Annotated in this window: 22 protein-coding genes and 1 tRNA gene; 7 read left to right on the top strand and 16 right to left on the bottom strand. The window is 69.5% G+C overall.

Annotated elements, in window-relative coordinates; genetic code table 11:
* The first annotated feature begins 169 nt into the window (after window positions 1–169).
* The 5 genes from ASE56_RS14835 (at window position 170) to ASE56_RS14815 (ending at window position 2,771) form a co-directional block, all read left to right on the top strand.
* Window positions 170–622: a hypothetical protein gene (locus ASE56_RS14835; protein ID WP_162234523.1), complete on the top strand. Its 453-nt coding sequence runs from the start codon at window positions 170–172 to the stop codon at window positions 620–622.
* A complete protein-coding gene (locus ASE56_RS14830; protein WP_056231352.1) occupies window positions 619–1,068 on the top strand; it encodes a hypothetical protein in 450 nt (149 codons plus the stop codon). The genes ASE56_RS14835 and ASE56_RS14830 overlap by 4 nt, the downstream gene beginning before the upstream one ends.
* Window positions 1,069–1,222: 154 nt before the next feature.
* A complete protein-coding gene (locus ASE56_RS14825; protein ID WP_143017862.1) occupies window positions 1,223–1,642 on the top strand; it encodes a hypothetical protein in 420 nt (139 codons plus the stop codon).
* 143 nt (window positions 1,643–1,785) lie between these two features.
* Window positions 1,786–2,271 carry a hypothetical protein gene (locus ASE56_RS14820; protein WP_074694996.1) on the top strand — a complete coding sequence of 162 codons (486 nt, stop codon included), beginning with the start codon at window positions 1,786–1,788 and terminating at the stop codon, window positions 2,269–2,271.
* 50 nt (window positions 2,272–2,321) lie between these two features.
* Window positions 2,322–2,771: a hypothetical protein gene (locus tag ASE56_RS14815; RefSeq protein WP_143017863.1), complete on the top strand. Its 450-nt coding sequence runs from the start codon at window positions 2,322–2,324 to the stop codon at window positions 2,769–2,771.
* A 92-nt stretch (window positions 2,772–2,863) separates the two neighbouring features.
* On the opposite strand, the gene ASE56_RS14810 is transcribed toward ASE56_RS14815, so the two are convergent.
* Complete coding sequence (locus ASE56_RS14810) at window positions 2,864–3,826, bottom strand: DMT family transporter (protein ID WP_174799693.1); 963 nt, start codon at window positions 3,824–3,826, stop codon at window positions 2,864–2,866.
* Between the two features lie 41 nt (window positions 3,827–3,867).
* On the opposite strand from ASE56_RS14810, the gene def reads away from it, so the two are divergent.
* Window positions 3,868–4,434: a peptide deformylase gene (gene def / locus ASE56_RS14805; protein WP_082450727.1), complete on the top strand. Its 567-nt coding sequence runs from the start codon at window positions 3,868–3,870 to the stop codon at window positions 4,432–4,434.
* Between the two features lie 24 nt (window positions 4,435–4,458).
* On the opposite strand, the gene ASE56_RS14800 is transcribed toward def, so the two are convergent.
* The 6 genes from ASE56_RS14800 to ASE56_RS14775 form a co-directional block, all read right to left on the bottom strand.
* Window positions 4,459–5,763 carry a glutathionylspermidine synthase family protein gene (locus tag ASE56_RS14800; protein ID WP_056231334.1) on the bottom strand — a complete coding sequence of 435 codons (1,305 nt, stop codon included), beginning with the start codon at window positions 5,761–5,763 and terminating at the stop codon, window positions 4,459–4,461.
* Entirely contained in the window at window positions 5,763–6,137 is a 375-nt protein-coding gene (locus ASE56_RS14795) for a hypothetical protein (RefSeq protein ID WP_056231331.1), read from the bottom strand. The genes ASE56_RS14800 and ASE56_RS14795 overlap by 1 nt, the downstream gene beginning before the upstream one ends.
* A 71-nt stretch (window positions 6,138–6,208) precedes the next feature.
* Complete coding sequence (locus ASE56_RS14790; RefSeq protein WP_056231328.1) at window positions 6,209–6,877, bottom strand: DUF4166 domain-containing protein; 669 nt, start codon at window positions 6,875–6,877, stop codon at window positions 6,209–6,211.
* Window positions 6,874–7,491 carry an SRPBCC family protein gene (locus ASE56_RS14785; protein WP_082450724.1) on the bottom strand — a complete coding sequence of 206 codons (618 nt, stop codon included), beginning with the start codon at window positions 7,489–7,491 and terminating at the stop codon, window positions 6,874–6,876. Before ASE56_RS14785 ends, ASE56_RS14790 begins: the two co-directional genes overlap by 4 nt.
* 55 nt (window positions 7,492–7,546) lie before the next feature.
* Window positions 7,547–8,479 carry a glutaminase A gene (gene glsA, locus ASE56_RS14780; protein WP_235557011.1) on the bottom strand — a complete coding sequence of 311 codons (933 nt, stop codon included), beginning with the start codon at window positions 8,477–8,479 and terminating at the stop codon, window positions 7,547–7,549.
* A 43-nt stretch (window positions 8,480–8,522) separates the two neighbouring features.
* Window positions 8,523–10,859 (bottom strand): acyltransferase family protein, encoded by a 2,337-nt coding sequence (locus ASE56_RS14775; protein ID WP_235557010.1) that lies wholly within the window; start codon window positions 10,857–10,859, stop codon window positions 8,523–8,525.
* 263 nt (window positions 10,860–11,122) lie between these two features.
* On the opposite strand from ASE56_RS14775, the gene ASE56_RS14770 reads away from it, so the two are divergent.
* Window positions 11,123–12,757, top strand: coding sequence for a serine/threonine-protein kinase (locus tag ASE56_RS14770; RefSeq protein ID WP_056231325.1), 1,635 nt, complete (start codon window positions 11,123–11,125; stop codon window positions 12,755–12,757).
* Window positions 12,758–12,923: 166 nt separating this feature from the next.
* Here the strand turns inward: ASE56_RS14770 and ASE56_RS14765 are convergent.
* From ASE56_RS14765 to ASE56_RS14725, 9 genes are all read right to left on the bottom strand, one after another.
* Window positions 12,924–12,999: transfer RNA gene (locus ASE56_RS14765), tRNA-Asn, on the bottom strand.
* 62 nt (window positions 13,000–13,061) lie between these two features.
* On the bottom strand, window positions 13,062–13,835 hold the full coding sequence (locus tag ASE56_RS14760; protein WP_056231319.1) for an ATP-binding cassette domain-containing protein: 774 nt from the start codon (window positions 13,833–13,835) through the stop codon (window positions 13,062–13,064).
* A 56-nt stretch (window positions 13,836–13,891) separates the two neighbouring features.
* Complete coding sequence (gene dnaG / locus ASE56_RS14755) at window positions 13,892–15,730, bottom strand: DNA primase (RefSeq protein ID WP_056231315.1); 1,839 nt, start codon at window positions 15,728–15,730, stop codon at window positions 13,892–13,894.
* Window positions 15,730–17,064: a deoxyguanosinetriphosphate triphosphohydrolase gene (locus ASE56_RS14750; protein WP_056231310.1), complete on the bottom strand. Its 1,335-nt coding sequence runs from the start codon at window positions 17,062–17,064 to the stop codon at window positions 15,730–15,732. Before ASE56_RS14750 ends, dnaG begins: the two co-directional genes overlap by 1 nt.
* Window positions 17,054–18,208: a tRNA dihydrouridine synthase DusB gene (dusB, locus tag ASE56_RS14745; RefSeq protein WP_056231307.1), complete on the bottom strand. Its 1,155-nt coding sequence runs from the start codon at window positions 18,206–18,208 to the stop codon at window positions 17,054–17,056. The genes ASE56_RS14750 and dusB overlap by 11 nt, the downstream gene beginning before the upstream one ends.
* 91 nt (window positions 18,209–18,299) lie before the next feature.
* Window positions 18,300–18,983, bottom strand: a complete 684-nt coding sequence (locus tag ASE56_RS14740) for a DsbA family protein (protein WP_056231304.1) — start codon at window positions 18,981–18,983, stop codon at window positions 18,300–18,302.
* Window positions 18,984–19,032: 49 nt separating this feature from the next.
* Window positions 19,033–19,836, bottom strand: a complete 804-nt coding sequence (locus tag ASE56_RS14735) for an isoprenyl transferase (RefSeq protein WP_056231299.1) — start codon at window positions 19,834–19,836, stop codon at window positions 19,033–19,035.
* Complete coding sequence (recO, locus tag ASE56_RS14730) at window positions 19,833–20,561, bottom strand: DNA repair protein RecO (protein ID WP_056231295.1); 729 nt, start codon at window positions 20,559–20,561, stop codon at window positions 19,833–19,835. The genes ASE56_RS14735 and recO overlap by 4 nt, the downstream gene beginning before the upstream one ends.
* A gap of 62 nt (window positions 20,562–20,623) precedes the next feature.
* The coding region (locus ASE56_RS14725; protein ID WP_235557009.1) for a hypothetical protein at window positions 20,624–21,156 on the bottom strand (533 nt) is incomplete at its 5' end.

The raw sequence follows: 21,156 nt of genomic DNA, 5'->3' as shown, positions 1-21,156 counted from the left end.
CAACCACAGATGGAGAAGCTTCTGTTGCCGCGATCACGTCAAGTCAAGAAGCCTCGGCTGAGGCCACTCGTCGTATCAATCGGTTACGCCGAAATGCAGACACGCTCATCAAGCTTGCTGATGTGTATGACAACTGTGACCTGGCAGCTGCGCGGGCGTTGGGATCATGATGGGTACCTTCATGCGTGCCGCCGGGCTGGCGGTAGCGGGCCTTCTCCTCGCTGCGGCACTCGGCGGTTGTGCGATAGGTGGACCAACGGGGCAAGATCGTGCCGATGAGCTCGCGAATCAGCTGGAGAATTCGGGGCTCGGCGTGCGCAGCGCGAAGGCAATCTTTCAATCCTCTTTCTCGGGCGATCTTTCCGTGACGGTTGTTCTCAGTCCCGACGTCGTGCAGCCTGGCTACACGGTCACAGCGGAGGCTCTCGGTCCGGTCTTGGGAATCGTTTCGCGAAGCGCCGAAGAGATGAATGTGGGCGGAGTTGTTTTTTACGCGGAAGATGAGCAAGGAATAGACGTCTCGATGGTGCGGGCGACGGAGGACCTCGGCATCGCTGAGGCCCTCGACGGAAGTGCACTCCTCCTCACTCCCGAGCGCCTCGAGACGCTTTCCAGAAAGTGATCCGTCCTCTTCGTGCAGGACTGTCGGTCCTGGCTGTTGCGCTCTTGCTCGGGCTGACCGCCTGCTTAGGCGGGCCCAGTGCCGGCGACAAGGACGCGCGGCTGACAGCGGCGCTCGAATCCGCGGGCAGCGGTGTCGTGGGCGCGAGAGTGGTTACGACTCCCTCTGCCGCGGGCGGGTTGACCGTCACAGTGAAGCTCTCCTCCGATGGTTTGGAGCCGGGCGGCCGCGAGGTCGCCGCCGCGACCCTGACACGCCTCCTTGCGCTCACGGCAGACAACGCTACAGACATGAAAGTGACAAGTCTGTATCTCTACGCGGATGACGAATTTGGGAAAGACCTGTCGTTCCGAGATGCCGCGACCGAGCTAGGGCTTGAGAAGTCCCTCAATGGCGATTCGCTGACGCTTGTAGCGGAGCAATGGACCTCTTACGCCGGGAAGTGACCGAAGACGTTCCGACTCCTTTCGTCACGGGTTCGATGCAATTCGAACGTGTGCCGGGAGTAGTGACCAGTCCTACCTCGCTCAAGCGTAACGCGGCAGTCCGTCGGGCGATGGGGTCACGATGAACGTTCGAAAACGCGGAGCAGTGCTAGCCGTGTCGAGCCTCGTCCTTGCCACCGCGCTCGGCGGTTGCTCCATAGGTGGACCGACCGGGCAAGAGCGCGCCGATGACCTTGCGAGGCAGCTCGAAAACGGAGGGCTCGGCGTGCACAGCGCGGAAGCCATTTACCTGTCGTCGTTCTCGGGCGACCTCACCGTGTCGGTGATCCTGGAACCAGACGTGCTGAAGCCCGGCTACTCGGTGTCGGCCAAGACTCTCGGCCCGATCCTGGGCGTTGTCGCCCGAAGCGCAGAAGAAATGGGAGTCGGCGGAGTCGGTTTCTACGCGAAGGAAGAAGGGGGAATCCGGATCTCGCTAAAAACGGCGGCGGAGGACCTCGGCATCGCTGAAGCCGTCAACGGCCGGTCACTCTCTCTCACCGGCGAACGACTCGAGTCTCTGGCGAAACAGTGATGCGAGTACGAGTCCATCGCTCGCCGTTTTGTGTGAGTGGCTGCGGAGCGCCACCGAAAGCGAGGCAGGCTCTCCGTTGGCGGCGTCCGCCTGATGACGTTGCAGACCCGGGGATTGGCCCTTTTCGAACGAGTGGAGCTGCGATGAGGTTTCCTCCCCTACCCGACACGAGAACTGTCGCGAGCACACGCAGATGCATTGCCGTCGCCGTGATCGCGGTGGCGATGATCGCTGGCCTCTCGGGTTGCTTCGGCTTCGGTCCGTCGCTCAAAGAACGGGCCTCGCACCTTGAGGCTTCGCTCGAGGAAGGTGGGTTGAGGGTTACACGGGCGGAAGCCACTGCTCCCGCCTCGTTCAGTGGGAGTCTCATCGTGACGGTGATCTTGGAGGCCGACGTCCTCGAGAGCGGTCCCGCGGTCTCCGCTGATGGTCTGGAAGGCATTCTGCGGGTCGTGGGCCGCGAAGCGACGGGCACGAACGTCGGTTACGCGATTCTCTACACACAGGACGGCAACGGCGCTGATGTGAGTACGGCGGAGGCTGCACGGCAGCTAGGGCTGAGTGAAACAGGCTCGGATGGATCCCTCTCGCTCTCGAAGGCTGAGCTCGGCGCGTTCGCCGCGGAATGACCCGCTGAATGCCGGCAGAGCGGCGACTACCTTGAGAGATGAGGAGAACGATGCGAAACACCGTGCGCGCGACCACTCTCATGGTGCTGGTCGCTACATGCACCATCTTGATCGCCGGTTGTGTCGGGTTCGGACCCACCGGGCAGGAGCGTGCGGACCAGTTGGCGGCGGAACTTGAGTCGGGCAATTTCGGTGTTCGCGAGGCCACTGCGGACTACACAGGATCGATCTCGAGCACGATGGCCCTGCGCGTCACCCTGGATGAATCGGATGACGAGTGGGGGGACGTGTCTGCGGAGACGTTGCGGCCGATCCTCGAAAACATCGCTCGCGGCACAGAAGACATGCGCTTAGGATCCATGGATCCCTTCACAAAGGACCCGGAAGGTCAGGACGTGTCACTCGCCTCTGCCGCACGCGAGCTTGGTTTGGAAGACGCTGTGCAGGGCAAGTCGCTCGGGCTCCTGCAGTCCGATCTGCGAGACATCAGGGAATGGTGACCGTTCTGGTTCCGCGTCATTTCGTGTGACGAGCGCCACTCCGATACCGACCAGCAGTACAGCTCCGGGCACGCCACGTCCCCTCTAACGGCCTACTTCACCCGAGGCTTCGCCGGCTTTCCGTCCGCGGTGACCTGAGGGTGATGCTTGGTCAGCTGGATCACGCCCCAGGTGGCGATCGCGCCCGCGATGACGAACCCGATGAGCGCCCACGCGGGGGCCGTCGACGCCTCGCCGAGGACGAGAAGACCGATCAACACCGCGACGATCGGGTCGATGACGGTGAGCCCCGCGATGACGAGGTCGGGCGGGCCGACCGAGTACGCGGTCTGCACGAAGTACGCGCCCACGGCCACCGCGGCCAGCAGAGCGACGAGGCACAGCATCGTCAGCCACTCGAAGTTGCCGGCCTGCGCGCGGCTGATGACGACCTTCGCGAGGGTCGCGACGAAGCCGTAGATCACCCCCGCGGCCATGATGTAGAAGAGTGCCTGCGCCCGGCGACGCACGAGCACCCAGAACACGCCGAAGACGATGACCACGACGGCGAGGATGCCGAGGATGATCCACAGTTCGCGCTCGGTGACCACGTGCTCGGTGGCGAAGAACGCGGCGATCGTCACGAAGATGAAGATGCCGCCCACGCACAGGGCGATCGCGATCAGGGATTGCCGCGTCGGTTTTTGCCCCGAGACGCGGGCGTTCAACACCGTCGTGATTACGAGCGCGATCGCGCCGAGAGGCTGAACGAGGATGAGCGGCGCGACCGACAGCGCCGAGAGCTGGCACACGATCGCCAGTCCGAGCATGACGGTGCCCGCGACCCACGAGGGGCGTGTCAGCAGAGACGTGAGCTGCTTGCGCGAGAGGCCACCGGTGGTCTTGCCCGAGAGGCGCTCGACCTTCTGCACTCCGCGGTGCTGGTACTGCGCGCCGAATGACATGAACACCGCCCCGAGGAGGGCCAGCGGGATGCCGAGGAGGATACGGGGATCGCGGAAGACACCGACGAGTTGGTCGATTCCGTCGCTGAGGGTGGCATCGAGCGGGATCACCCTCCGACGATAGCTCGCCGTCCGCTGGTTAGGCTGGTGACGTGGCCGTACTCCCGATTCGCATCATGGGTGATCCCGTGCTGCACGCTCCCGCTGCCCGTGTCGACGAGATCACCGATGAGGTGCGCACGCTCGTCGCCGACATGTTCGAGACGATGGACACCGCCCCCGGCGTGGGTCTCGCCGCCCCGCAGGTGGGAGTGGGCCTGCGCATCTTCACCTACACGTACGAGGACGACGAGGGTCGGCCCTGGCGGGGCGTGGTGATCAACCCCGACTTGTGGATCCGTCCGATGGAGCCCGGCTACCCCGACCCCGACGAAGAGAGCGAGGGATGCCTCTCGTTCCCCGGAGAACGCTTCCCGCTGCGGCGGTCGGAGGCGGCGCTGCTCACCGGCACGGATCTCGACGGTCACGCGGTCCGCATCGAGGTGACAGGCTGGCGTGCGCGCATCCTCCAGCACGAGTTCGATCACCTCGACGGCATCCTGTATGTGGATCGCCTCGACGAGGAGGACAGCCGGGTGGCGGCCAAGATTACGAAGAAGCGCAAGTGGGGCAAGCCGGGCATCTCGTGGATGCCGGGCGTCGACGACATCGACGCGTGAACGGCCAGCCGCGGGGCGGCGTCGTCAGCTCTCGATGATGTTCGGAGCGAACCGGCAGAAGTAGTCGGTGATCGGTCCGTCGGATTCGCGGATGCCGACGCCGAACGCTTCCTGGTTGATCACCCACGACCCGAGCACGGGGTGATTGCTCCCCTGCGCCCCCGGGAAGTCGGGCAGTTCGTGGTACTGCTGCCAGACGCGCTCGCGACCCGCGCCCTCGCGGCGGTACTCCTGCCCGTTCGAGGTCACGCTGCCGTCACGGCGATGCACCTGTATGCCGTCACCCTCTCGACCGAAGACGGGTTTGACGACGAAGTCGGTCATGCCGTTGGGGCCGTCGGCATAGGCCGGCAGCAGGTTCGGGTGGCCGGGGAACAATCGCCAGAGGGCGACGAGGAGGAGTTTGTTCGAGAGGAACATCTTCCACGCCGGCTCGTACCACCGGCCGAAGAGTCCGCGACCGGCGATGAGCAGGGCCCCGAACTCCTGGTCGCCGACGACGCGGTCCTCCCCCGAGACGAGGTCTTCCCACGGGTAGAGCTTGAAGAGATTGCGGATCACGGGATACTGCGTGCCCGGGGTGTCGCCGGGCAGCGCCGCGATGCTCCGCGACGAGCCCCAGGGCTCCGGGACGCCGACGAACTGCCGCGCACCATGGTGCCAGCCGATCTCTTTCATCTCGATGCCGGTGTGTTCCCACCCGGCTTCGCCGGCGACGTCCCGCATGTAGGCGACGGTGTCCCAGTCTTCGCCGTAGGTGTCGGCATCCGAGTGGGCGACGAACAGTCGGCCGCCCTCCCCCTCGTTCAACGAGCGGTGCAGCAGGGTTCGCCAGCGCTCCACCAGGGCCTCGTGCAGTCCATTCCACTGGTCGGTGTCGGCAGGCAGCGCCCCGCTCTTGATGCGGTCCTGCAACCAGAACCACTGCGTGACCGACGCCTCGATGAGACCGGTGGGGGTGTCGCCGTTGTACTCGAGCATCTTGGCGGGTGAGCCGTCGCCGGCATAGGCGAGGTCGAAGCGGGCGTAGACGTCGGGTTCGTCCTGCTCGAGCGACCACTGCGCGAGTTCGAACGCCTTCGGGCTGAGCCCGAGATGACCGAGTGCGCCGGATGCCATGTACCGGGCCGCCTCGAGGCTCATGCGGTGCAGTTCCTCGGTCTGCTTCTCGAGCTCTTCGACCTCGGGGAGGGCGAACACGTAGGCGGCGCCGTCGTTCCAGTACTCCACCGCCGTCCCGTCGTCGCGGACGGAGTGCGAATAGATCAGGCCGGACTGCTTGATGGTGCGCTCCCAGTCGGGACGCGGGTCGAGCTCGATGCGCCGCATCAGCTGCCGTGGCTTCCGTCGGAGCCCGAGCCGCCGAAGCCGCCGCGCGAGACGCTGTCTCCGTCGCTCGAGATGCCGCGGGCAGCGGTCTTGCCCGAAGGAAGGCTGTCGGAACCACCGGTGGCCGGCTGCCCCACCGCGGGAACCGTCCGGCTGCTGGAGCCGAGCGGCAGGTAGTACCAGTGCGCACTGCCGCCGTGGTTGTTGCAATCGTCGTCGGGAAGTCGCTTCTCGGTGGCATTGTCCCGGCAGATCTGGGCGTAGTCGTCCGAGACGTTCGTCCCCTGCCCGCACCCGGTGAGGGTGGCGGCGAGGGCGGCGACGACGCCGACGGTGACGGTGCGCGACGCGCGACGACGCACGACTGGCTGCATGAGGGGACTCCTTCGGAGATGTCGATCCGGCGACACTGCGCCGATGTTCTCACACCCGCGTGCGGGCGATGTCAGACGCGGGATTCGTGGCGCCGCGGGAAAACGTGGGGCGGGGCGCCGGAGGCCGGCATCCATTCGCAGGTGAAACTGCCGCGGTAGCCGAAGAGAAAACCGAAGCGATCGTTGTCGACCTGCATGTCGACGTGGAACCGGCCGTCGGTGTCGTCGAAACGTTCGCGGAGGGTGGCGCGGCCGCTGAAGAGCATCGGGAACCGGAAGCCGACCGGCCCCGCGTAGAAGCGCTGCTCCCCCGATCGCAGGAGCAGTCCGCCGTCGTCGTCCACTTTCAGGTCGAGGTCGACGGCGAGATGCTGATGCGTGCCGAGGTAGTCGATGACCCGTCCGTCGTGCAGGATCATCGTCGCGTCGAACCGCGCGGAGCGCCCGCCCACCTCGTACTCGCGGACGAAGGTCACGGTCTCACGACCGAAGGGGTCGAGGTACGGGCTGTTCCAGATGGTGAAGGGCACGTTCTCGCCGACCGCCGGGACGAGGATGTTCCGCAGTTTTCCGAACTGGAGGAACGGGACCGTCCACCAGGGTCCGCGCCGGATCTCGCTCATGACACCGTGGCCGACGCACGCCTGACCCTCATCGAGGCCGACGCCGAAGCGCCGCTGCATCATCGGGTGAAGGCGGTCGAAGTCCGAACCCATGGCCCGCGCGAAGATCGAGGTCATCGTTGGCCTCCCGGCGCAGGCAGTGCGGCGAGCGTGGCGGGTGCGTCGTCGAGCGCACGCCGTCGGTGCGGGGGGATCCTCTCGCAGCGCGATGCGCGGGGGCGATCTCTCCGCCAGAAGGCGACGGCATGCACGAGCGACCAGTGCTCCGGTTCGACACCCGTTTCGAGCCAGAGGCGCAGGCGGTCGAAGCTCCACGCGGTGGCCCAGCCCACGAGGGGCCGGACGATCACGTCGAGCGGGCCCCACCCCGCCGCGTAGTCATAGCCCGTGGAGAACCGGATGCCGCCGTCCACCGGCTCGTACCGCCAGTAGCCGCGACCGTCGCGCAAGGGCGACAGGCAGTCGGCCGTGCTGAAACGCAGAGCGGAGGTACGGCTGCCGTCGGGGCGGGAGCTCTCGCCGATGCTGATGCCGTCGCCGCGGACGGTGTGGACGGGTGTGCGTCTCTCGTAAACGAAGCGCGCGGCGCCGTCCGCGTCGCTCGTGGTGGGTGTGATGCGCGAGAAGCGCATGTCCCACCGCACGTGCTGCGAGGGGTCCTGCGTCGCCGTCCACACCTGGTCGAGCGTCGCGCGGATGGTCGTCGCGACATAGATCCCCCGTGCCCCCATAGCGTCAGCCTAGGCGTGTGGGGGTCGCGCTCGACACATCCCTCGGCGGGTGTCGTCAGCCCGCCCCGAAGGAGTGCAGCGCGAGGTCGTCGCTGAGGGCTTCGCTCGCGAGACGCCCCCGCACACTCGTGCCCTGCTCGTCGAGCGGCGGGCTCACGACGGCGCCGCCGAGACGCCCCGGAACCGAGAGCACGATCGCACCCGAGACGCTCGACTTGGCGGGGATGCCGACCGCTCGCATCCACCGTCCTGATCCGTCGTAGACGCCGCAGGTCGCCATGACCGAGATGACGTCGCGCGCGACGCGCTCAGGCACGGCGCGCTCCCCCGTTCGGGGATTGACTCCGCCGAGCGCGAGAGTGGCGCCCATGACGGCAAGGGTCTCGGCATCCACCAGGGTCGCGCAGGCGCGGGCGTACACCGCGACGGCGTCGTCGGCCGTCGGTTCGAGGGTGCCCTCCGCGCGCATGAGGTGGGCGAGGGCGTGGTTGCGATCGCCGAGGAGATGTTCGTTGTGCGCCACGTCCTCATCGACGTCGAGCTCGCGTCCGGCGAAGGCGGCGAGCCCGCGCGCGATGCGGACCATGCGCGCCTCGGCATCGGCACCCTCGACCAGCGAGGCCGTGAGCAGCGCCCCGGCGTTGACCATGGGGTTCGGCGGCCGGCCGGTGCCGCTTTCGAGTTTGAGGGCGTCGAACGACTCGCCGGTGGGTTCGATGCCCACGCGATCCAGCGCCGCGCCGTCGGTGTCGAGCAGCGCCAGCGCGAACAGGAACGGCTTGACCGCGGACTGCACGCTGAACGACACGTCCGCCTGTCGACTCGATCGCACCGAGCCGTCGGGCAGGACGAGGGCCAGGGCGCAGAAGTCGGGGTCGGCGTCGGCCAGCTGCGGGATGCTGTCGTCGACCTGGCCCCCGCGCTCCGGAAGCAGGCGTGACCGCAATGCGTCGAGGTCGGCGGTCGGGGCGTCGGGAGGCGAGATCACTCCCCCAGCCTCGCAGTTACGCGCGGGACCGGGGCCGCTCCCGTCAGTACAGTCCGCGCGCCGCGAGCTCGCCCCGCAGAATCGGCGTCAATCGTTCCGCGAACGCCGGGGTCAGGTGGGTGTCGTCGTACCGCACGGGGGTGTCGCCCGCGAACGCGGGGCAGATGCCCTGCCAGCAGCTGAAGGCAAGCGAGCTGATCGCCGCGTCACCCGTGGTCGCGGCATGGGCCTCGGTCGCGGCCTCCATCTGCGTCCACACATCGTCCACGCCGGCAAGGCACGCCGACGGGCCGGTGAGCGGAGAGACGCAGCGGCCGAGGTCGACGCCGTGGGGCGGAGGCGCGAGGTAGACGGTGTGGCCCGCGGGCGCCCATCCCGTGACCTCGGAGGCGATGGCGGATGCCAGATCACCGACACTCAGATCGCGTCCATCGACCGCACGCCCCAGCGTGAACGCGTTGGACACCACGAGCAGGTCGGCGGGCGAGGCGGCGATCATCGCCGCGACGTCGGCCTTGCGCTGGGCGCAGCCGGCCATGACCGACGGATCGCGGCTCTCGACGAGCACATCGGTGAAACGGCATCCGTACATTCCGACCGTCGTGACGCGCCACGCTCCCCCGCTGTCGTCGGCGAGCTTCGCGAACGCGGGCGCGTACGCCATCGCGCTCGAGTCGCCCACGAGGTAGAGGTGTCGCGGGGCGTCGGCGGAGCCCCACGTGCACCGGCCGGCGTCGAGAGCGACCCCCGGGGTGAAGCAGTCGTGCGCGCGGTTCGCCGATGATGAAGCGCGCTGCACCTCGTCGAGCGAGGGGTGCAGGTCGGGCCACGAGGTGGCGGTGGTCGCGGCGGCGAGTTCCGCCTGCAGCGCGCTGAGGGCGTCTCCGGCCTGGGCGGCGACGTCGACCGTGGCGGGGGCTGCCACCGGCAGTCCCGGGAGTGTCGGGGCTCCGTACGCCAACATCACGGCGAGGGCGGTGGCGCCGGAGCCGATTGCGAGGGTGGCGCCGGCCATCGCCACGCGCGGGGCGAAGCGCGCGCGCCAGGCGGCCCACGCGGGTGCGGCGTCAGTGGGGAGGGATGCCGCGGGTGCCGGCATCCGCTCTTCTTCCGGCGTCGGGAGCGGCGCGGGGGCGACGACCGTTGCGGGGGCGGGTTCGACCGGGGCCGCGGCGGCGCGGGATCCGGGGTAGTACCGCTGACCGGGAACGTACCCGGCGGGTCGCGAGGCGAGCGCGCTCGGGCGGCGCGACGCCGGGATCGCTTCGGGGGCCGCCGGGGCCGGAGACGTCGGCTCCGCGACGCGCGGCGCGGCCCACGGCGAACGGTGGAACGGCTGCTCGACGCCGAGGTACGTCGCGACCGTCAGGACGAGCATGGCCAGGATCGTGATCGCCGTCGCGGCGGGCCCGGGCGCGAGCAGGACGCCCGCGAAGACGATCACCGGCAGATGCCAGAGGTAGAGCGAGTACGAGAGGTCGCCGAGGGTGACGGCGAGGGGGTTCGTGAGCACGAAGAGGTGCCGGTGACGGGGATCGCCGCCGATCCCCCCGCCGATCACGAGCGCCGCACCGATCACCGGGAGCGCGGCGGCGGGCGCAGGGAAGGGGTCCGCCGGGTCGATCACGAAGAACGCCGCGAGGATCACGGCCACCCCGGCCCAGGCGAGCAGGCCGCGGGCCGCCGCCGGGATGCGCGCAAGCACGGGAGCGGCCGAAGCGATCACGGCACCCGTGGCGAGTTCACCCGCCCGGGTCAGCGTGGAGAAGTACGCCAGGCTCGGATCGGCCGGCGTCTGGACGACGGCGACGATCCCGGATGCCACGACCACCACCCCGGCGAGGAGTCCCACCGCCACGCGTCCCCCTCGTGCGCGGCGCGCGGCGGCCGGAAGAGCGGCGACGGCGAGGAGGACGAGCAAGGGCCAGGCCACAGAGAACTGCTCTTCGACCGACAGCGACCAGAAATGCTGGAGGGGCGAGACATCCGTTGAGGCGAAGTAGTCGCGGCCCCCGAGGCCGAAGTGCCAGTTGGAGACGAGGCCCGCCGCAGACAGGGCATCGGTCAGGGTGCTTTCGGCCCGCACGGGCGAGAAGACCAAGAAGGCGGCGCCGACAACGGCCGTGAGGACGACCAGCGCGGCGGGGAGCAGCCGCTTCACCCGTCGCGCGAAGAAGGCTCCGAGTCGAACCGTGCCCTCGCGGTCCAGGTCGGAGAGGAGGATTCCCGTGACGAGGAACCCCGAGAGGACGAAGAACACGTCGACGCCCACGAAACCACCACGGGGCCACGCCGTCAGGTGCGTGGCGACGACAGCGACGACGGCGATGGCGCGGAGCCCCTGCAGGTCGCGACGCACACGAGAGGCGGGGGCGGGCACGTCGGATCCTCTCGGGCCGGCGTCGGCGGCCGGAAAGAGCCTAGTGGAACCGCTCCCACGGTGCCGAGGCACAGCCCCCTCGCGCACTCGCACGGGACGGGGAACGCAGAGCCTGCCCCCGAACCGAGCCACCATTATGCGCGTCGGAGTGGAACCCCGCCACCCCCGGTTGCGAGGGGCCGCGCGGGCATAGTGTCCGACTCGACGCATGCGTCCCGGCATCCCTCCCTCTCGCCGTCAGGCGGTCCTGCTCGAAGGAATCGATGAGCCTCTCGTCCGACCACGCGATGCCCCACGCGGGCGACATCCTCGGCGGCCGTTACATCCTGCGCGAGCGGATCGGCGCCGGCGGGATGGGGCGCGTCTTCCGCGCGCGTGACGAGGTGCTCGCGCGCGACGTGGCCATCAAGATCTTCTACGCCGACGCCGCAGACGAACCCGAACCCTTCCGCCGGATGTCGGAGGCGCGCGCCCTCGCGGCCCTCGCGCACCCCTCGCTCGTCACCCTGTACGACGCTCGACTCACTGGCGACGACCAGGTGTACCTCGTGATGGAGCTCGTCGACGGCCCGTCGCTGCAGCGGCGCATCGAGCAGGGCCCTCTCGCACCCGCCGAGGTCGCGGGGATCGTCGCCGACCTGGCGGGGGCGCTCACCGTGGTCCACGACGCGGGGATCGTGCACCGGGACGTGAAGCCGTCCAACGTGCTCCTGCGGCCCGTGCGAGGCGGGGTGCGTTCGCACGAGGCCGTGCTCGCGGACTTCGGCGTCGCCCGTCTGATCGGGGCGACACGCCTGACCACGCCCGGAACCGTCATCGGGACGGCCGCCTATCTCGCCCCGGAGCAGGTGCGCGGGGAGGCGCCCCGTGCCGCGTCGGACGTCTACGCACTCGGGCTCCTCGCCATCGAGGCGCTCACGCGCCTGCACCCCTTCGGCGGAGGAACGCTACAGGAGACGCTGTTGGCTCGCCTCGCTCGTCAGCCCGAGATCCCGGGATCGTACGGCTTCGAGTGGCAGTCCCTGCTGACGTCCATGACCGCTTTCGATCCCGACGAACGGCCCACAGCGGCGAACGTCGTCGAGCGCGCCGAGGCCCTGGCCCTCGAGACGGGTGCGACCCCGGCGGCTGCGCCGGCGGCCTCATGGGCGATGCCGACCGCGTTGATGACCGCCCCCGTCACTCCGCCTGCCGCGCGCGCCGAGCCCGTGGCGCCGGTGGGCGCGGCTGCGGTGTCGAGGACTCTCCCGCGCTCCCGTGCTGAGACGACCGCACCGGTGTCGGCCGCCGCGTCGGTGGGAGCCGGCAGTGTCCCCTCGACATCGGCGCGCGACCCGCGTTCGCGGCGACGCCGCGTGCTGTGGGCCGGAGCCGCCGCCGGCGCTGCCTTCGTCATCGGCGGGCACGTCATGGCCTTCTCGCTCGGCGCCGGGTCCGACATGACCACGGACCGCGTCTCGACCCCGGCTCCCTCGTCGACGCCGGGCCCCGTCGTGGCCGAGGACGTCCCCTCGTCCGTCGAGCCGGTGTCGAACACGGATGCCGAGACCCCGCCGCCGGCGAAAGACCCCGGTACCTCGCAGCCCACGCAGCCCTCCCCCGCCCCGCCCGTCATCGAGGCGCCGGGTGGCGGGGTCTCGCAGCCCGGTCAGGGCTCGCCCGGCTCCGGTGGCTCCGCCGTCGTCGAGCCGGCGCCCGACACCCCTGAACCGGGCGGCGACAGCGCGGTCCCGACGCCGAGCACCTCCCCCTCCCCCGGAGCGAGCACCGGCACGGCGCCGGGTGCGGGCTCGCCGGGCAACGGGAACGGCAGGGGGAACGGCAACGGCAAGGGGAACGGCGCGAACAACGGCAAGGGGCCGGGCGCAGGGCAGATCGCAGACGTCCCGGCGAACTAGCGGATCCGCGGGTCCGGTCGAGAGCGCACCTTCCGCTCACGCCGTGATGCGACTCTCGTGGCGAGCCGCGCTCGGCGGTGACCTCCGGGCACTCCAGAGCTCATTGCCGTTTCGAAAGGCCTCGTGCAACGGCGAAGGCCCGACGCTGATGCGTCGGGCCTTGCGTTGGCTCCCCGGCTTGGACTCGAACCAAGAACCTATCGGTTAACAGCCGATTGCTCTGCCAATTGAGCTACCGAGGATCATGCTCACCTTGCGGCGGGCAACCCCACGATACTAACAGCACGCGGGGGCGGCGGAAAAATCAACCGGCCGAAATCCGCCTCTCGGGCGTGCCGTCGGGTGTCCACTGCACGGCCTGGTCGCCATGACCGAGTCCGACGGCGTGACCGGCGTGCAGCACGAGGACATCGGCATCCAGGTCTTTCGGCGCTTCTGCGTCGTTCGTCACGATGAGCGATGCCATGCCGCGATCGTCGCGACGCCGCGTGATCGACGCGCGAGCCGCGGCGCGCACCTCGAGGTCGAGGTTGGCGTACAGGTCGTCGGCGACGAACAGACGCGGCTCGAGCACGAGGGCGCGAGCGAGAGCGACGCGCTGACGCATGCCGGCGCTGAGCTCGTAGGGGTACTTCGGCGCGGTGCCGAGCGGCAGTTCCATCTCGTCCAGCAGCGTGGCCACGCGCACCGCGAGAGCCCGCGAGTTGACCTTGCGGTCGCGGCTCGTGATGGGCTCGGCGATCACGTCCTGCACGGTCAAGCGCGAGGGAAGCGCGGCTCCGGCTCCCTGCGGCAGGTAGCCGGTGTGGAAGACCCACTCGCGGCGGGCGCGGCCGGGTCTGCGGGCCGAGATGCCGTGCACGCGCGCGTCTCCCCCGACCACCGTCAGTCCGTCGTCGGGGTGGCCCGCGAGGAGCGAGACGAGCGAGGTCTTGCCCGATCCCGTCGCTCCCTGCACGATCATCGTGCGCGCGGCGGGCAGGGTGAAGGTGATCCCGTCGATCACGCGCACGCCGCTGCGCGCCAGAGACAGGTCGTCGGCGCGAAGGGCGACGTCGGTGTCGAGGGTCCGGGGCATTCCCTCATCCTCCCCGACGAGCACGAGCGATGCCAGCGGCGCGCGGCAGCAAGCCGTCAGGTCGCGACGAGTCGCTGACGATCGGCGTCCAGCTCGCGCAGGCGGAAGCGCAGTCTCTTGCCCTCGACGGAATCGGCGGGAACCCGCTGGATGCCGCGGAGCAATTCGTTCTTCTCGCGCTCGAGCTCGCGCACGAGCAGGCCCCGCGCGAGGTCGTTCGCCGAGGCGACAGCTCCCTCTTCGGTGCGCGCCGGGAACTCGGCGGTCAGCAACTCCGCCGCGAGCGACCGGAAGGGCTCGCGGACGGCCTCGACCGCGGCGACGGCCCAGCCGGGTTGGGACAGGTCGGTGGATGCCAGGGCACTGCGAACGGCCTCGAGCGCGGGATGGCTGAATGGCGTCTGCAGCGCCCGCAGGAACACGTCCGGCTCGATGCGGTGGCCGTACTGGAGGAAGGCCATCATCGCGCCGCGTTCGAGGGCGACATCGCGATTGTTCGGGAGCGATGCCATCGTGACCGAGATCGCGATCGGTGCGGGCTCGCTGTCTCTCCGCGTCTCGCGCTTCTCGGCGCGGTCGGCGCCGCGGGCCGCGCGCTCGACGGCCGACTGCACCTCGGGCATGTCGAGACCGAGGCGGCGTGCGAGCACGCGGACGTATCCCGGGCGGAGCGCGGGGTCGCGGATGTCGGCCACGATGGGCGCCGCCGCGCGCAGGGCGCCGGCCCGACCCTCGACGCTGGAGAGGTCGAAGTCCTTGAGGCGCTGATCGATGACGAACTCGAACATGGGCGCCTTGTTCTCCATCAACGCGCGCACGGCTCCGTCGCCGCGCTGCAGGCGCAGGTCGCACGGATCGAGGCCCTCGGGGGCGACGGCGACGTACGTCTGCGCCGCGAAGCGCTTCTCATCGGCGAAGGCGCGCAGCGCCGCTTTCTGCCCCGCGGCATCCGGATCGAAGGTGAAGACGACCTCGCCCGACGAGCTGTCATCGCCCATCACTCGCCGCAGCACCGTGATGTGGTCGCTGCCGAAGGCGGTACCGCACGACGCGATCGCGGTGGTGATACCCGCGAGATGGCAGGCCATGACGTCGGTGTAGCCCTCGACCACGACGACCCGGTGCGACCGCGAGATGTCGCGCTTGGCGAGATCGAGGCCGTACAGTACCTGCGCCTTCTTGTAGATCGGCGTCTCGGGGGTGTTGAGGTACTTGGGGCCCTGGTCGTCGTCATAGAGCTTGCGCGCGCCGAAGCCGATGACCTGCCCGGTGACGTCGCGGATGGGCCAGACGAGCCGCCCGCGGAAGCGGTCGTAGACGCCGCGCTGCCCCTGCGAGACCAGCCCCGCCTGCAGCAGTTCGTCGCGGGTGAACTTCTGCGCGAGCAGGTGGTCCATGAGGTGCGACCAGCCCTTCGGGGCGTAGCCAACGCCGAAGTGAGCGGCCGCGCCCGCGTCGAACCCGCGATCGCCGAGGAAGCGGCGGCCGGTGTCGGCCTCGGGCGTCATGAGCTGTGCGCGGAAGTACTCCGCCGCCGCCGCGTTCGCGGCGTACAGGCGCGAGCGGCCGGTCGTTTCGGGCGCGGGCCCGCCGTCTTCGTAGTGCAGCGTGAATCCGACGCGCGCGGCCATGCGTTCGACGGCCTCGGTGAACGAGACGTGGTCCATCGCGCGGAGGAACGAGTACACGTCGCCCGATTCGCCGCAGCCGAAGCAGTGGTAGTACCCGACCTGCGGCCGCACGTGGAAGCTCGGGCTCCGCTCGTCGTGGAAGGGGCACAGGCCCTTCATCGACCCGACGCCCGCCGACTTCAGCGCGACGCGCTCACCGACGACATCGGCGATGTTGACCCGCGCCTTGACCTCGTCGACGTCGGACTGGCGGATGCGGGGCATCAGGCATCCGCTCCCCGGGCGGCGCGGGCGCCGGGAGCCCAGACGCCGAGCTCGGCGGCATCCACTTCTCCCACGAGCCGGCCGTGCCACGCGATCGCGAGCTGATCGGTCAGGCTCGCGACCTGGTCGACCACGACGCGGCGGCGCGCGGCGTCGTCGGTGGCCGCGGCGAAGTCGGGGGCGTGCAGGGCGTCGAGGGCGCCGGGGTTCTCCCAGAGGGCGGATGCCAAGCGCTTGAGAACGTGGCGCTGCTCGCGGTACAGCACCTTGCGGCCGTCGATCGACACGACGGTGGCGCCGATGATGCCCTTGAGCACCGCCATCTCGACCTCGACCTCGGCGGGCACGATGACGTGGGCGCGGTAGCGGGTCAGCTCGTCGGCGGGGTACGCCTCGCGCGTGGCGGCGGTGGCGGCGCGTGCGAAGCGGCCGATCAAGTCGGACGTGAGGTTCTTCAGCCGCGCGAGCGCGGGGCGCGTGCCGTCGAACGTGGTGATCCATTCGGGCATGGCCATGAGGCGCTCGAGGCCCGCGGCGAGGTCGTCGCGCACGAAGTCGTAGCCCACCCAGCGCTGGATCGCGTCGAGCAGGCCCTCGCGACCGACGCGCGAGGCGAGGCGGGCCGGGTCGACGTAACGGTTGACCATCGCGTCTTCGAAGTCGTGCACCGAGTAGGCGATGTCGTCCGAGAGGTCCATGACCTCGGCCTCAATGCAGCGCTGACGGGCGGGGGCTCCGCCGCGCATCCAGTGGAACACCGCCTCGTCGTCGGGGTAGACGCCGAACTTCAAGCGGCCGCCCGGGTCGGGCACCGGCTCGTCGACCGTCCACGGGTACTTGCACGTGGCGTCGAGGCTCGCGCGGGTGAGGTTGAGGCCGTACGGCTCGCCGTCGGCGCCGAACGACTTCGGTTCGAGGCGCGTGAGGATGCGCAGGGTCTGCGCGTTGCCCTCGAATCCGCCGATGTCTTCGGCCCACTCGTTGAGCGCACGCTCGCCGTTGTGGCCGAAGGGCGGGTGTCCGAGGTCGTGGCTCAAGCACGCGGTGTCGACGACGTCGGGCGACAGCTGCAGGGCCGTCGCGAGCTCACGTCCCACCTGCGCGACCTCGAGCGAGTGCGTGAGGCGGTTGCGGGCGAAGTCGGCGGGGCTCGCGGGACTGAGCACCTGAGTCTTCGCGGCGAGGCGGCGCAGCGCCGCGGAGTGCAGCACGCGGGCGCGATCGCGCGCGAAGTCGTCGCGCTGGGAGCGGTGGTTCTCGACGTGGAAGCGCGCCGCGTCGACGTCGTCGTAGCCGAGCGGTCGAGCGACCGCCGGCGACGCCTCAACCGCCACTGTGGTGCAACTCCGCGTCGGCGAGCGCGCGACCGGCATCGTGGCCGATCTCGCGGGAGTCGAGCCAGCCGTCGGGAAGGGCCGGGCGCTTCGGCGTGCCCGCACGACCGCGCTGCCCCTCGGCCGCTGCACCCGGGTACGGGGCGTCGAGTTCCATCGTGGCCAGCAGCTCGTCGATCTCGTCGAGGGTCGACGCGGTCGCGAGGCTCGCGCGCAGCTCGCCTCCGACGGGGTAGCCCTTGAAGTACCAGGCGACGTGCTTGCGAATGTCACGGCATCCGCGCCCCTCGTCTTCGAAGAACTCCACGAGCAGTTCGGCGTGACGACGGAAGGCTTTCGCGACGAAACCGAGCGTGGCGTCGACGGGCTCGCCGTGGGCGGCACCCGGTCCCCCCAGCGCGCGCGCCAGGTCGCCGAACAGCCACGGGCGGCCGAGGCAGCCGCGGCCGACGACGACGCCGTCGCAGCCGGTCTCGTCCATCATGCGCACGGCGTCATCGGCCGACCAGATGTCGCCGTTGCCGAGCACCGGAACGCTCGTGACCGTCTCTTTGAGCGTGGTGATCGCCGCCCAGTCGGCCTGACCCGAGTAGAACTCGGATGCCGTGCGGGCGTGCAGCGCGATCGAGGCGACGCCCGCGCCCTCGGCGATGCGCCCGGCCTCGAGGTAGGTGAGGTGGTCGGCGTCGATGCCCTTGCGCATCTTGATGGTCAGCGGCTTGTCGCCCGCGGCCTTGACGGCGCGTTCGACGATCTCGCGGAACAGCGAGGTCTTCCACGGTAGGGCCGCTCCCCCGCCGCGTCGCGTGACCTTGGGCACGGGGCAGCCGAAGTTGAGGTCGATGTGGTCGGCGTGGTCTTCGGCGACGATCATCTGCACCGCGGCCTCGACGGTGGACGGGTCGACGCCGTAGAGCTGAATCGAACGCGGGGTCTCGGACTCGTGATGCTGGATGAGTCGCATCGTCGTCTCGTTGCGCTCGACCAGCGCGCGGGTCGTGATCATCTCGCTCACGTAGAGCCCGGCACCGTACTCGCGACACAGGCGGCGGAACGCCGTGTTCGTGATGCCGGCCATCGGGGCGAGCACGACGGGAGCGTCGAGTTCGATGTTGCCGATGCGGAGGGACCGCGTCGGAGCCATTGCCGTATTCACTTCACCATTCTCCCAGACGGATAACGACAGCGGTGCCCGCTCCCGGCGAATCGGAAACGGGCACCGCTGTGGAGGAGCCTCACGCGTCGGCGGTCTCCGTGGCCTCGCGACGCTCGCCCCACACCTGGCGGGCGATCTGGCTGAAGGCCTCGACCGGCTGCGCGCCACTGACGCCGTACTTGCCGTCGATGACGAAGAAGGGCACGCCGGTGATGCCGAACTGGCGGGCCTGCTCCTGGTCGGCGCGGACGGCCGCGCGGAAGCGCTGCGAGGCGAGGGCCTCGCGGGCCTCCGCCTCGTCGAGACCGACCTCGACCGCGAGGGCGACGAGGTCGTCGTCGCGACCGACGTGCTTTCCCTCGAGGAAGTACGCCGACATGAGCACCTCGGCGAGCTCGAGCTGCTTGCCGTTCTCCTTCGCGAAGTGCAGCAGTTCGTGCGCCTTCACAGTGTTGGTGTGCTTGAGGATGTCGAAGCGGTATGCAAGGCCGGCATCGGCGGCGACGCCGGTCACGCGGTCGAGCATCTCGCGAGCGGACTCGGGCGAGATGCCCTTGTGCTGCGAGAGGTAATCGACCTCTCCCCCGTCGAAGTCCTCGGGGGTGTCGGGCGAGAGCTCGAACGAGTGGTACTCGATCTCGACGACCGGGGCGTCGTCGTCAGCGGCCGTGGCGGCCAGGCCGTTCTCGAGGTTTCGCTTGCCGATGTAGCACCAGGGGCAAGCGATGTCACTCCACACGTCGATCTTGATGGCATCCGTCATATCGCGTGCAACCTTTCGATTCGCCGATCTATTCCGTCAACGGCATCGATCACGTCGTCGGCTTGTCCACAGCCCCGCCGAACCGGCGATCGCGCGACTGGTAGTGCCCGATGGCCTCCCACAGGTGCGTGCGACGGAAGTCGGGCCACAGGGTGTCGAGGAACACCATCTCGGCGTATGCCGACTCCCAGAGCAGGAAGTTCGAGGTGCGCTGCTCGCCGCTCGAGCGCACGAACAGGTCGACGTCGGGCATGTCGGGCTGGTACAGGTTCTTGCGGATGAGCTTCTCGGTCACGGCCGAGGGCTTGAGCTTGCCGGACGCGATGTCGTCGCCGATGCGGCGCACGGCATCCACGATCTCGACGCGACCGCCGTAGTTGACGCACATCGTCAGGGTCAGGGTGGAGTTGCCCTCGGTGAGACGTTCGGCGTGCTGCAGCTCTTTGATGACCGAGCCCCACAGGCGCGGCTTGCGACCCGACCAGCGGATGCGCACACCCCACTCGTTGAGCTGATCGCGGCGGCGGTGCAGCACCTCGCGGTTGAATCCCATGAGGAAGCGCACCTCGTCGGGTGAGCGCGACCAGTTCTCGGTCGAGAAGGCGTAGACCGACAGGTGCTTCACGCCCGCCTGAATGGCACCCGCCACGACGTCGAGCAGGGCCCCCTCACCCGCGCGATGGCCCTCCACGCGGGTCAGGCCTTGCCGGTTGGCCCACCGGCCGTTGCCGTCCATCACGATCGCGACGTGCTCGGGAACCGCGCCCTTCGGGAAGGCCGGCGGGTACTCGCCCGTCCAGTCGAGGGGGCGGTACGGCACGGCGTCGCGGTGCGTGAACGGCTTGGGTGTCATCGATGCGACTCCAGGTGCGAGAGGGAGCGGATGCCGCGCTCCAGGTGGAACTGCGCGTACGCGGCCACGAGGCCCGAGGCCGCCGCGATCGTGCGACCGGGGGCGGCGTCGATCGTCTCCCACTCCCCGGCCATCAGGGCGCGGAGCATGTCGACCGTGTCGCGTGCGACGCGCGGCGAGCCCGCGGGGGCGCAGGTCGAGCAGACGACCCCGCCGAGCTGCGGGAGGAAGTAATCGTGGTCGCCGATGGTGCCGCAGCGTGCGCACTCGGTCAGACCGGGCGCCCACCCCGACAGCGCCATCGCGCGCAGCAGGTACGAGTCGAGCACGCTGCGCTCGGAATGCTCACCGCGGGCGAGGGATCGCAGTCCACCGACCAGCAGCAGGTATTGCTGGGGCGTCGCCTCGGCCTCGTTGAGGCGATCGGCGGTCTCGACCATGGCGCTGGCCGTGGTGTAGACGTCGTAGTCCGCCACGATCTCGGCCCCGTACGACCCGAGCGACTCGGCCTGCTGCACGATATCGAGGTTGCGCCCCTTGAACAGCTGCACGTCGGCGACCATGAACGGCTCGAGGCGCGAACCGAACTTCGACGAGGTGCGGCGCACGCCCTTTGCGACCGCGCGGATCTTGCCGTTGCGGCGGCTGAGCAGGGTGAGGATGCGGTCCGCCTCCCCGAGCTTGTGGGTACGCAGGACCACGACCTCGTCGCGGTAGGTGGGCACAGTCCATTATCCGCCCGCTCCCCCGGGAAGCGGCTGCGCGTCGCCCTGGCGCGCCGCCAGGCTCAGCGGGCGGTCGCCGCTCTCTGCTGAAGGGGCCACGACCCGTCGGGAATCGGCAGGTCGGGGCGGGTGTGCTGCAAGAAGTCGATCAGCTGGGGGTAGCCCAGCATGAGTCGGGTCGCACCGAATCGGGTCGTGCCCTCCGTCTTCGCGAGGATGCCGCCGAACCGGTCGCCGGGGTTTGGCTCCAACCGGGTGATCTCGGCCAGCGGCACCGCGTTCGGTCCGCGCACCAGACCGAACGACCACACGGAGTCGGGGGTGACCTCGAGACGCATCCGCTTCATGCCCCGGGCGAGGAGGATGAACAGGATGCCCCCGACGAGCATCGCCGCCCCCGCGATGACCATTCCGATCTCAGGGTCGCGCACGAAGGCGGCCGCCAATAGGAGCATGACCGCCAACGGGAGGACGGCGATGCCGACGGTGCGGATGAGCACGCGCTGCCACATCCGCGTCGAGACCACGAAGAGCACGCCCTCTCGGGTGGCGCGCGCGGTCGCGCGCGAAGGCGACCGCCTGATGATCGCGGTGA

Origin of the sequence: Microbacterium sp. Leaf203, from assembly GCF_001421275.1 — a bacterium.
Classification (GTDB): domain Bacteria; phylum Actinomycetota; class Actinomycetes; order Actinomycetales; family Microbacteriaceae; genus Microbacterium; species Microbacterium testaceum_A.
This window is presented reverse-complemented; position numbering and strand designations above follow the sequence as displayed.

Bases quoted from the DNA above. Each gene is read 5' to 3' on its own strand.
- ASE56_RS14795 (WP_056231331.1), bottom strand. From the start codon at position 6,137: ATGCAGCCAGTCGTGCGTCGTCGCGCGTCGCGCACCGTCACCGTCGGC.
- ASE56_RS14760 (WP_056231319.1), bottom strand. From the start codon at position 13,835: ATGCCCCGGACCCTCGACACCGACGTCGCCCTTCGCGCCGACGACCTG.
- ASE56_RS14785 (WP_082450724.1), bottom strand. From the start codon at position 7,491: ATGGGGGCACGGGGGATCTATGTCGCGACGACCATCCGCGCGACGCTC.
- ASE56_RS14735 (WP_056231299.1), bottom strand. From the start codon at position 19,836: ATGACACCCAAGCCGTTCACGCACCGCGACGCCGTGCCGTACCGCCCC.
- dnaG (WP_056231315.1), bottom strand. From the start codon at position 15,730: ATGCCCCGCATCCGCCAGTCCGACGTCGACGAGGTCAAGGCGCGGGTC.
- ASE56_RS14740 (WP_056231304.1), bottom strand. From the start codon at position 18,983: ATGACGGATGCCATCAAGATCGACGTGTGGAGTGACATCGCTTGCCCC.
- dusB (WP_056231307.1), bottom strand. From the start codon at position 18,208: ATGGCTCCGACGCGGTCCCTCCGCATCGGCAACATCGAACTCGACGCT.
- ASE56_RS14815 (WP_143017863.1), top strand. From the start codon at position 2,322: ATGCGAAACACCGTGCGCGCGACCACTCTCATGGTGCTGGTCGCTACA.
- ASE56_RS14820 (WP_074694996.1), top strand. From the start codon at position 1,786: ATGAGGTTTCCTCCCCTACCCGACACGAGAACTGTCGCGAGCACACGC.
- ASE56_RS14835 (WP_162234523.1), top strand. From the start codon at position 170: ATGGGTACCTTCATGCGTGCCGCCGGGCTGGCGGTAGCGGGCCTTCTC.
- ASE56_RS14770 (WP_056231325.1), top strand. From the start codon at position 11,123: ATGAGCCTCTCGTCCGACCACGCGATGCCCCACGCGGGCGACATCCTC.
- ASE56_RS14790 (WP_056231328.1), bottom strand. From the start codon at position 6,877: ATGACCTCGATCTTCGCGCGGGCCATGGGTTCGGACTTCGACCGCCTT.
- ASE56_RS14800 (WP_056231334.1), bottom strand. From the start codon at position 5,763: ATGCGGCGCATCGAGCTCGACCCGCGTCCCGACTGGGAGCGCACCATC.